8 protein-coding genes are annotated in these 10,657 nt (G+C 70.2%); all 8 read left to right on the forward strand.

Features of this window, described 5'->3' with window-relative positions; genetic code table 11:
- Window positions 1-283: 283 nt before the first annotated feature.
- The 8 genes from mnmA (at window position 284) to E3T42_RS00655 (ending at window position 10,135) form a co-directional block, all read left to right on the forward strand.
- Window positions 284-1,453 carry a tRNA 2-thiouridine(34) synthase MnmA gene (mnmA, locus tag E3T42_RS00620; protein WP_134368124.1) on the forward strand — a complete coding sequence of 390 codons (1,170 nt, stop codon included), beginning with the start codon at window positions 284-286 and terminating at the stop codon, window positions 1,451-1,453.
- Window positions 1,446-3,740 (forward strand): NAD-dependent DNA ligase LigA, encoded by a 2,295-nt coding sequence (gene ligA, locus E3T42_RS00625; protein WP_134402275.1) that lies wholly within the window; start codon window positions 1,446-1,448, stop codon window positions 3,738-3,740. Before mnmA ends, ligA begins: the two co-directional genes overlap by 8 nt.
- Window positions 3,741-3,959: 219 nt before the next feature.
- Window positions 3,960-5,318: an alpha/beta hydrolase gene (locus E3T42_RS00630; protein WP_134368126.1), complete on the forward strand. Its 1,359-nt coding sequence runs from the start codon at window positions 3,960-3,962 to the stop codon at window positions 5,316-5,318.
- A gap of 37 nt (window positions 5,319-5,355) precedes the next feature.
- On the forward strand, window positions 5,356-5,652 hold the full coding sequence (gatC, locus tag E3T42_RS00635) for an Asp-tRNA(Asn)/Glu-tRNA(Gln) amidotransferase subunit GatC (protein ID WP_134368127.1): 297 nt from the start codon (window positions 5,356-5,358) through the stop codon (window positions 5,650-5,652).
- A 2-nt stretch (window positions 5,653-5,654) separates the two neighbouring features.
- Entirely contained in the window at window positions 5,655-7,202 is a 1,548-nt protein-coding gene (gene gatA / locus E3T42_RS00640) for an Asp-tRNA(Asn)/Glu-tRNA(Gln) amidotransferase subunit GatA (protein ID WP_134402276.1), read from the forward strand.
- On the forward strand, window positions 7,202-8,719 hold the full coding sequence (gatB, locus tag E3T42_RS00645) for an Asp-tRNA(Asn)/Glu-tRNA(Gln) amidotransferase subunit GatB (RefSeq protein ID WP_134368129.1): 1,518 nt from the start codon (window positions 7,202-7,204) through the stop codon (window positions 8,717-8,719). Before gatA ends, gatB begins: the two co-directional genes overlap by 1 nt.
- On the forward strand, window positions 8,719-9,018 hold the full coding sequence (locus E3T42_RS00650) for a hypothetical protein (RefSeq protein ID WP_134368130.1): 300 nt from the start codon (window positions 8,719-8,721) through the stop codon (window positions 9,016-9,018). The genes gatB and E3T42_RS00650 overlap by 1 nt, the downstream gene beginning before the upstream one ends.
- A 10-nt stretch (window positions 9,019-9,028) precedes the next feature.
- On the forward strand, window positions 9,029-10,135 hold the full coding sequence (locus E3T42_RS00655; protein ID WP_134368131.1) for a VIT1/CCC1 transporter family protein: 1,107 nt from the start codon (window positions 9,029-9,031) through the stop codon (window positions 10,133-10,135).
- The last annotated feature ends 522 nt before the right edge of the window (window positions 10,136-10,657 follow it).

A 10,657-nucleotide genomic window follows, 5' to 3' on the forward strand; every position in this document is an offset into this window, starting at 1 on the left:
GCCCGCGGCTCACGCCCGGGCGGCCCGCGCCGGCCTCGCCGATCGGGTGCCGGGGCGCTGACCGCGCCGCGGGCAGCCGTCGTGGCCCGTGGCCCGTAGTCCGTGGCCCGGTAGTCCGTGGCCGGTGGCGTGCCGGCCCATTGGCACCAGCACGGCGTGAGGGTGCCTGTTCCGGTCGAGAGTGGCCGGTACAACGGACACTCTCGACCGGAACGGGCACTTCGGCACCGGGACCGTGCAGGGGCGCATTGGCCATTCAGCTTCGCCCGATTACACTCGTCAGGTGAAGGTTTTGGCAGCAATGAGCGGTGGGGTGGACTCCGCCGTCGCCGCAGCCCGCATGGTCGAGGCGGGGCACGAGGTGGTCGGGGTGCACCTGGCCCTCAGCCGCATGCCCGGCACCCTGCGCACCGGCAGCCGCGGCTGCTGCACCGTCGAGGACTCGATGGACGCCCAACGGGCCGCGAACATCATCGGCATCCCGTACTACGTCTGGGACTTCTCCGAGCGGTTCAAGCTCGACGTCGTCGACGACTTCATCAACGAATACGCGGCCGGCCGCACCCCCAACCCGTGCATGCGCTGCAACGAGCGGATCAAGTTCGCCGCCCTGCTCGAGAAGGCCCTCGACCTCGGTTTCGACGCCGTCGCCACCGGCCATTACGCCACGATCCGAACGGATGCCGACGGCAACCGCGAGCTGCACCGCGCCAGCGCCTGGGCAAAGGACCAGTCCTACGTGCTCGGCGTGCTCACCCAGGACCAGCTCGCCCACTCGATGTTCCCGCTCGGAGCCACCCCGTCCAAGGCCGAGGTGCGCGCCGAGGCAGCCAAGCGCGGCTTCTCGGTGGCCACCAAGCCCGACTCCTACGACATTTGCTTCATCCCCGACGGCGACACCCGCGGCTGGCTGGCCGAGCGGGTGCCGCCGGCGACCGGCGACATCCTGGACCGTGAGGGCAACACCCTCGGCCGGCACGAGGGCGCGGCCGCGTTCACCGTCGGGCAGCGGAAGGGGCTTCAGATCGGCACCCCCGCCGCCGACGGCAAACCGCGCTTCGTGCTCGAGGTTCGCCCGATCACCAACACCGTCGTCGTCGGGCCGAAAGAGGCGCTCGCGATCGGGGAGATCGCCGGCTCGAAGTTCACCTGGTGCGGCGTCGCCCCCGCCCACCCCGAAACCGCTTTCGACTGCACCGTGCAGATCCGCGCCCACGCCGACCCGGTGCCCGCTGTGGCCCAGGTCGTGCCGGTGGCTCCCGGCGAGAACGGCGAGAACGGCGTGAACGGCGCGACCGGTGAGACCCGCCCGGCCACCGAGCTGGTCATCACCCCGGCCGAGCCGCTCACGGGTGTCGCCCCCGGGCAGACCGCGGTCGTCTACCTCGGCACCCGGGTGCTCGGCCAGTGCACGATCGATCGCACCGTCAGCGCGGTCGGCGTCAATGCCTGACACAGCAGCACCGGCCGGAGCAGCGCCTGAGGGAGCAGCGCCTGACGCCGGATCCACACCCACCGCGCCCAGTCACGCGCTGCACGTCGCTGCCGTCGAGGTCTCGGAACTGACCCAGCGCATCCTCGAAGCCCGGGACACCTACTACGACCGCAACGAAGTCATCATCGACGACGCCGAGTACGACGCCCTCGTGCGCCGTCTCGCCGAGCTCGAGCACCAGTTCCCCGAACTGGCGAGCCAGGACAGCCCCACCCAGACGGTGGGCGGCCGGGCCGAGACCAGCCTGTTCGATCCGGTGCAGCACGCCGAACGGATGCTCAGCCTCGACAACGTCTTCTCGATCGGGGAATTCGAACTCTGGGCGGCCAAGGTGGGACGCGACGCCGGCCGGCCCGTGCACTACCTCTGCGAGTTGAAGATCGACGGGCTGGCGATCAATCTCCGCTACGTGAATGGCGTGCTGGTCAGCGCGGCGACCCGCGGCGACGGCGTGGTCGGCGAAGACGTCACCGAGAACATCGCCCGTGTGCCCGGAATACCCCGGCAACTGACCGGCACCGGACATCCGGCCCTGATGGAGGTGCGCGGCGAGGTGTTCTTCCCGGTCGCCGAATTCCTCGAGCTCAATGCCGCGCAGGTCGCCGCGGGTGAGCGTGTCTTCGCCAACCCGCGCAACGCGGCGGCCGGCTCGCTCCGCCAGAAGTCCGAAGGCAAGGCCATGGAGCCGCTCCGGCTGATGCGCGCCAGGCTCGGGCGACTCCGGATGCTGGTGCACGGCATCGGCGCCTGGCCGAACCCGCCCGTGGCCACGCAATCCGGCATCTACGAGCTGCTGCGCGGCTGGGGGCTGCCCACCAGCAGCTACTTCCGGGTGGAGCCGAGCGTGGTCGAGGCGGCAGGCTTCATCGAGTACTACGGCGAGCACCGGGCCAGCGTCGACCATGAAATCGACGGCATCGTGATCAAGATCGACGAACTGGCCCTGCACGCCGAACTCGGCGCCACCAGCCGGGCGCCGCGCTGGGCGATCGCCTACAAGTACCCGCCGGAGCAGGTCAACACCAGGCTGCTCGACATCGTCGTCAGCGTGGGACGCACCGGGCGGGCCACGCCCTTCGCCGTGATGGAGAAGGTGCGGGTGGCCGGCTCCGAGGTGCGCCAGGCCACGCTGCACAACCAGGATGTGGTCAAGGCCAAGGGCATCCTGATCGGGGACACCGTCGTGCTGCGCAAGGCCGGCGACGTCATCCCCGAGGTGCTCGGCCCTGTGCTCGAACTGCGTGACGGCACCGAGCATGCGTTCGTGATGCCCGCAGACTGCCCGGAGTGCGGCACACCGCTCGCCCCGGCCAAGGAGGGTGACATCGACCTGCGCTGCCCGAACGCGCGAAGCTGCCCGGCCCAGGTGCGCGGGCGGGTCGAGCACATCGGCTCCCGCGGCGCCCTGGACATCGAGGTGCTCGGCGAGGTGGCCGCCGCCGCGCTGACCCAGCCGACCCGGCCGAGCACGCCGCCGCTGCCCACGGAGGCCGGACTCTTCGACCTCACGCTCGAAGACCTGCTGCCGATCGAGGTCGTCGTGCGCGACGCCGAAACCGGGCTCACCCGCGAAGAGGAAGACGGATCGGTCCGGCTCCGCACTCCTTTCCGCCGCAACCCGACGGCCGCAGAGAAGAAGCAGGGCATCGAAGGGCCGCAGCCCTCGTCGAACGCGCTCAAGCTCATCCGCGAGATCGGACTGGCGAAGACCAAACCGCCCTGGCGGCTGCTGGTGGCCCTGAACATCCGTCACGTCGGGCCGGTCGCCGCGCGCGCCCTGGCCGGCCACTTCGGCTCGCTCGACCTGATCCGGGCCGCGTCGCGGGACGAGCTGGCCGAGGTCGACGGCGTCGGCGGCATCATCGCGGACGCCATCATCGACTGGTTCCAGGTCGACTGGCACCGCGACATCGTGGAGCAGTGGACCCGGGCCGGGGTGCAGTTCGCGACCCCGGACCACCCGGGGCCCGGCGCCGCGGCCGCCGCCGGGGGAGTCCTGGCCGGCCTCACGGTCGTCGCCACCGGGTCGATCGAGGGCTACACCCGGGAGGAGGCACAGGAGGCCATCCTCTCCGCCGGCGGCAAGGCCGCCTCCAGCGTGTCCAAGAACACCGACTTCGTCGCGGCGGGCCCGGGCGCCGGGTCCAAGCTGGCCAAGGCCGAACTGCTCGGACTCCGAATCCTCGACGCCGCCCAGTTCCGGCTGCTCGTCACCGAGGGCCCGGGCGCGCTGGCTGAGAAGTAGCCTTACGATTTCACCCCCGAAGCGGGGGTCCCGGCGACGCCTTTGGGGGGGACTTCGGCCACCGCCTCTTCACTAATCTGAAGGTGCAGGTCTTGTGCTGGAGGTCGAGTTGCCTGGCATCTCGGTGTTCGTGAGGGGACGTACCCAGGTTTGCTGTTGGTAGCGGCAACAATTCTCACCGCCTCTCTGACTCTCAACGGAGTCAGCGAGGCCTTTGGAGTGCACGAACTCCAGGGCATGGTGCAGGGTCAGCCGCTCCCCACGACCGCCCTCGACCCGGCCGCCGCGGCCGGTACCGCCCCGCTCTGGGGCGAGTTGTCCGGCCGGCGGGGGTCCTCGATCCGGGTGCGGGTCTCCGGCGAGCCGGGAGTCTCCGCCCAGCCGGTGGCAGCGGTCCCCGCCGACGCCGACGCGAACGTCAACTCGGTGCGCCGGATGACCGGCACCAGCCTGCTGGCCGGACTGTCCAGCCTGTCCCCGGCCGACATCTCCGCGTTCGTGCAGGCGTCTCCGGGCCAGGTCGATTCGCTGCTGGCTGTGCCGCCCGCGGCAACCGAGGTGGCCGGACTGTGGGACGGCCTCGGTTCGTCGGAGCGGTCCTCGCTGCTGGCCGCGGCCCCGAGGCTCGTCGGCAACCTCGACGGCATCCCGTTCCGGGAACGCGGCCGAGCCAACGCCCGTTACCTCAGCCAGAGCCTGGCCGAGGTCGCGCAGAGCCTGGCCACGGCGACGGATGACGCCCAGCGGCAGGTCTTCGCCCGCGAGCTCGGCGTCCTGACCCAGGTGAAGGCCGCGCTGCGCACCCCCGACGGAAGCCCCCGGCGTTCCCTGATCCTGCTGGATCCCGCCGACGGAGGACGGGCGGCGATCGCCCTCGGCAACCCGGACACCGCCGACTACGTCAGCTACCTCGTTCCGGGCATGAACTACGCGGTGGAGGCTCAAATCGTGAACTGGACGAACACCGCAGCGGCCGTGTACGCGGAACAGGTCGAGGTTTTGAGGGAACGGGCCGGAGCCGGCCGGGGCGCGTCCGGCAGGAGCGTCGCCACCGTGGCCTGGATCGGGTACGAGGCGCCGGACCTGTTCAACGTGGGCGGACTGGACCGCGCGGAGGCCGGGGCGGACTTCCTCGAGGAGTCGTCGCTGGGCATCCGTGCCGACCGGGGCGAACACCAGCCCTTCATCTCGGTGTTCGCGCACTCCTACGGGTCGACCGTGGCGCTCACGGCCCTGGCCCGAGGGTCCTTCTCGGTCGACGCCCTGGTGCTGGTCGGGTCGCCCGGGAGCCAGATCCAGTCCGTCGACCAGCTCAGTGTGGCCCGTGGAAACGTCTACGTGGGGAAGGCAGACTGGGATCCCACCGTCAGCAGTGCGTTCTTCGGCAGTGACCCGGGGGCCGCGTCCTACGGCGCCCACCGGCTCGGCGTCGCCGGCGCCCGCGACCGGTTCACCGGGCTCTGGCTCAACGGGTCTCTCGGCCACAACGCCTATTTCGACGTGGGCAGCGAGTCGCTGCACAACATGGCCCTGATCGGAACCGGTAACGCGGCACTGGTCACCGACGGCTCCGAATAGAATTGGGGTATCCACCCCGACGACCGTACGGAGCTACATGTCTGAAATCACGGCCGAGCAGGTTGCCCATTTGGCAAACCTTGCCCGGATCGACCTGAGCGCGGAGGAGATCGACCGCCTCACCACCGAACTCGGTCAGATCGTCGACTCCGTGGCGAAAGTGGCCGAAGTGGCCACCCCGGACGTTCCGGCGACCAGCCATCCGATGCCGCTGACCAACGTCTTCCGCGCTGACGTGGTTGTCCCGTCCCTGACGGTCGAGCAGGCGCTGTCCGGCGCCCCTGACCGCGACGGCGACAAGTTCCGCGTGCCCGCGATCCTGGACGAGGAGTAACCATGACCAACGTGACCAAACTGACCGCCGCCGAACTCTCCGAACTGCTCACTGACCGCTCGGTCAGTTCCGTCGAGGTGACGCGCGCCCACCTCGACCACATCGCGGCCATCGACACCGATGTGCACGCCTTCCTGCACGTGGCGAGGGACGCGGCTTTGGCCACCGCCGCCCGGATCGACGCCCGGCGTGCCGCCGGGGACGAGCTCGGCCCCCTCGCCGGCATCCCGATCGCCATCAAGGACGTGCTCGCCACCCTCGACATGCCCTCGACGGCCGGCTCGAAGATCCTCGAGGGCTGGATCCCGCCCTACGACGCCACGGTGGTCAAGCGGGTCCGCGACGCCGGGCTGATTCCCCTCGGCAAGACGAACATGGACGAGTTCGCGATGGGCTCCTCCACGGAGTTCTCTGCATACGGCCCGACCCACAACCCGTGGGACTTCGACCGGATCCCCGGCGGCTCCGGCGGCGGCTCCGCGGCCGCGGTCAGCTCGTTCCAGGCGCCCCTCGCGCTCGGCAGCGACACTGGAGGCTCGATTCGCCAGCCCGCGGCCGTGACCGGCTCGGTCGGCGTCAAGCCCACCTACGGCGGCGTGTCCCGATACGGCTCGATCGCCCTGGCCTCCTCCCTTGACCAGGTCGGACCGGTCACCCGCACGGTGCTCGACGCGGCACTCCTGCACGACGTGATCGGCGGCCACGACCCGCTCGACTCCACCTCGCTCACCGACTCCTGGCCGTCCATGGCCGCCGCCGCGCGCGCCGGCCTCGCCGACGGAGCCCTCAAGGGAGTCCGGGTCGGCGTGATCAAGGAGCTCAACGGCGACGGTTTCCAGGCCGGGGTATCGCAGCGCTTCACCGAGACCCTCGCGCTGCTCTCCGCCGCCGGCGCCGAGATCGTCGAGGTCAGCGCCCCCAACTTCGAGTACGCGATCGCGGCCTACTACCTGATCCTGCCGGCCGAGGCGTCCAGCAACCTGGCGCGTTTCGACTCGGTGCGGTTCGGTATCCGGGTCAACCCCGACGAGGGCCCGCTCACCAGCGAGCGCGTGATGGCGGCCACCCGTGATGCCGGCTTCGGCCCCGAGGTCAAGCGCCGCATCATCCTCGGCACCTACGCCCTCAGCGCGGGCTACTACGACGCGTACTACGGCAGCGCCCAGAAGGTGCGCACCCTGATCCAGCGGGACTTCGAGGCGGCCTTCACGAAGGTCGACGTGCTCGTCTCGCCGAGTGCGCCCACCACGGCGTTCAAATTCGGGGAAAAGATGAGCGACCCGATGGCCATGTACCTCAACGACGTCACCACCATACCGGCCAACCTGGCCGGTGTGCCCGGGATGAGCCTCCCGATGGGTCTCGCCCCCGAGGACGGACTGCCCGTCGGACTTCAGATCATGGCGCCCGTGAAGCAGGATGCCCGCCTGTACCAGGTCGGCGCCGCCATCGAGGCGATGCTCGAGGCATCCTGGGGCCACACCCTGCTCAGCCAGGCGCCGGAGCTGGCGCCCAACGACATGTTCACAAGCACCGAGGGAGCCGTCTGATGAAGAAGGCCGAACTGATGGATTACGACAAAGCCCTCGAACTGTTCGAGCCGGTGCTCGGCTTCGAGGTGCACGTCGAGCTCAACACCAAGACCAAGATGTTCTGCGGCTGCGCCAACGAATTCGGCCAGGGCGCCAACACCAACACCTGCCCGACCTGCCTCGGCCTGCCGGGCGGCCTGCCGCAGGTGAACGCCCAGGCGATCGAATCGAGCATCCGTCTGGGCCTCGCCCTGGGCTGTGAAATCGCCGAGTACTCGAGGTTCGCCCGCAAGAACTACTTCTACCCGGACACCGCGAAGAACTTCCAGACCTCGCAGTACGACGAACCGATCGCGTTCAACGGGCAGCTCACCATCGAACTCGAGAGCGGTCGACTGGTCACGGTCGACATCGAACGTGCGCACATGGAAGACGACGCCGGCAAGCTCACGCACGTCGGCGGGGCCACCGGCCGCATCCAGGGCGCGGATTACTCGCTCGTGGACTACAACCGCGGCGGCGTGCCCCTGGTCGAGATCGTCACGCAGATGATCGAGGGCGGCGAGGCCGACTCGCCCGAGATCGGCCGCACCTATGTGGCCGCCATCCGGGAAATCGTCAAGGCCCTCGGCGTGTCCAACGCGCGGATGGAAGAGGGCAACGTGCGCTGTGACGCGAACGTGTCCCTGCGCCCCCGCGGCTCGAACATCCTCGGCACGCGCACCGAGACGAAGAACGTCAACTCGCTGCGTTCGGTCGAGAAGGCCGTCCGCTACGAGATCCAGCGCCAGGCCGCCCTGCTGCAGGCCGGCGGAACCATCACCCAGGAAACCCGTCACTGGCACGAAGACACCGGCATCACCTCGGCCGGCCGCCCCAAGTCCGACGCCGACGACTACCGGTACTTCCCGGAGCCCGACCTCGTTCCCGTTGCCCCGTCCCGGGAATGGGTGGAGGAGCTGCGCGCGACCCTGCCCGAGCCTCCGGCGGCCCGGCGCAAGCGGCTCCAGGCAGACTGGGGCTTCGCCGACCTCGAATTCCAGGACGTCGTCAACTCCGACCTGATGGATGCCGTCGAAGCGACCATCGCGGCCGGCGCCTCCGCCCAGGCCGCCCGCAAGTGGTGGACCGGTGAGGTGGCCCGGCTCGCGAACGTCGCCGGCGTCTCCGCCGACTCCCTCGTGCAGCCCGACCAGGTCGCCGCGCTGATCGAACTGGTCGTGGCCGGCACGCTCACCGACCGTCTGGCCCGCCAGGTGCTCGAGGGAGTCATCAACGGTGAGGGAACTCCCCTCGAAGTCGTCGAGTTCCGCGGTCTCGCCGTGGTCTCCGACGACGGAGCGCTCATCGTCGCGATCGACGAGGCCCTGGCCGCCCAGCCGGACGTCCTCGCGAAGATCCGCGACGGCAAGGTGCAGGCCGCCGGCGCCGTGATCGGTGCGGTGATGAAGGCCATGCGCGGGCAAGCGGATGCCGCACGCGTGCGCGAACTCGTGCTCGAGCGGGCCGGATCGGCCGACGGATCGGCCGAGTAGTGGCTCTGCGGAAGAAAGCGGACAGGGCCGGGAAGGCCCCGGCAGTCTTCGGCGTCGGGATGCAGGTCGTCGTGCGTCTGGATCGGAACCGGTACCCGGACGCTGCCGCGGAGGACCCGATCGGTGTGATCGTGGCGGCCGGCGAAGTCGAGGGGACCGCACTGTACGCCCCGGTGGCGGGTCGCGAGGCCGTGTGGGTCGTTCAGTTCGACGAACCATTCTTCGGCCTCGACGGCTCCGGACCGCACGCGTCCGCTCGAGTCGCGCAGGGCTCGCTCGAGCCCGCGCCCGAGGCATGAGCGTGGAGGCATGAGAGTGACAGAACAGCAGCGCCCGGCCAGCCCCGCCGAGATCCGACGCTGGCGGCAGTACCTGGCCGACGAGCGCGCGGAAGCGACGGTCTACCGTGACCTGGCCGGACGCCGCGACGGTGAGGAGAAGGAGATCCTGCTGGCCCTGGCCGAGGCCGAGGGCCGTCACGAGGCGCACTGGCGGCGCCTCCTCGGCGACCAGGTCGGGCAGCCGAGGCGTGGCGCTGTGCGCACCCGTTTTCTGGGCTTCCTGGCCCGACGCTTCGGGTCCGTGTTCGTGCTCGCCCTGGCCCAGCGCGCCGAGGCGCGCTCGCCCTACGACGCGGACGCGGACGCCACGGACACCATGGCCGCCGACGAGCGCATCCACGAGGAGGTCGTGCGCGGGCTCGCCGCGCGCGGGCGCCAGCGTCTGGCCGGCACTTTCCGTGCCGCCGTGTTCGGCATCAATGACGGTCTCGTCAGCAACCTGGCCCTGGTGCTCGGAATCGGCGCCACCGGCGTGCCGACCACCACGATCCTGTTCACGGGCATCGCCGGGCTCCTCGCCGGCGCGCTCTCGATGGGTGCGGGGGAGTACGTGTCGGTGCGTTCGCAGCGGGAACTCCTCGAAGCCTCCACTCCGAATCCGGCCTCCCGGAGCGTCTTGTCGCACCTCGACCTGGCCGCGAACGAGTTGACCCTCGTCTATCGGGCGCAGGGGATGTCCCCGGAGAAGGCCGAGTTCCACGCCCGGGAGGCGTTGCGCACCGTGGCGATCGCCACAGGTCCGGTCGACGTCAAGCAGACCGGCGGACTGTCTCCGGCCGTCGACGAGCACGAGGCGATCGGCACCGGACTCGGCGCCGCGACCTCGAGCTTCTGCTTCTTCGCCTCCGGCGCCATCCTGCCCGTTCTGCCCTACCTCTTCGGGCTCGAAGGCATGGCAGCGATCATCGTCGCCGCCGTGCTCGTGGGTCTGGCCCTGCTGGCAACCGGGGCGATCGTCGGGCTCCTGTCGGGCGGACCGCCCCTGCGCCGCGCGTTCCGGCAACTGGTGATCGGGTTCGGAGCCGCCGGCGTCACCTACCTGCTCGGCCTGCTGTTCGGCACCTCGGTCGGCTGATACCCCCAGACGGCCCGCGACTGAGCCGGCTGCCCGGCGCTTCAGAACGGCGGCGGCTCGTCGGAATCGTCCGGCGGCACCGGTCTCGGCCTCGGTGGCGGTTGGGGCTGGATGATGGTGGCCGGTTCGCTGATGAAGTGCCGCCCGGTCGGTGAGGTCCAGTTGAGAGTGCCGTCGGGCAGCATTTCGTAGCTCCACCGGGTCTCCGACTTCAGCCCGTGCTCGCCCGGACACAGGTGCGCGAGATTGTCGTGCGCGGTGAGCCCGTCGAACTGCCAGTCCAGCGCATGATCGATGTCCGAGTGCGCCGCGCCCCGGTTGCAGCCCGGGAACCGGCACGTCTCGTCCCGCACCTCCAGGTAGCGCCTGAGGTCTTTGGGCACCTTGTAACGGTCGCGGCCGACCGNCGAGTGCGCCGCGCCCCGGTTGCAGCCCGGGAACCGGCACGTCTCGTCCCGCACCTCCAGGTAGCGCCTGAGGTCTTTGGGCACCTTGTAACGGTCGCGGCCGACCGAGAGCACG

The sequence above is a fragment of the Cryobacterium sp. TMT4-10 genome (genome assembly GCF_004403275.1).
Classification (GTDB): Bacteria; Actinomycetota; Actinomycetes; order Actinomycetales; family Microbacteriaceae; genus Cryobacterium; species Cryobacterium shii.

Bases quoted from the DNA above. Each gene is read 5' to 3' on its own strand.
- gatC (WP_134368127.1), top strand. From the start codon at position 5,356: ATGTCTGAAATCACGGCCGAGCAGGTTGCCCATTTGGCAAACCTTGCC.
- ligA (WP_134402275.1), top strand. From the start codon at position 1,446: ATGCCTGACACAGCAGCACCGGCCGGAGCAGCGCCTGAGGGAGCAGCG.
- gatB (WP_134368129.1), top strand. From the start codon at position 7,202: ATGAAGAAGGCCGAACTGATGGATTACGACAAAGCCCTCGAACTGTTC.
- E3T42_RS00655 (WP_134368131.1), top strand. From the start codon at position 9,029: ATGAGAGTGACAGAACAGCAGCGCCCGGCCAGCCCCGCCGAGATCCGA.
- gatA (WP_134402276.1), top strand. From the start codon at position 5,655: ATGACCAACGTGACCAAACTGACCGCCGCCGAACTCTCCGAACTGCTC.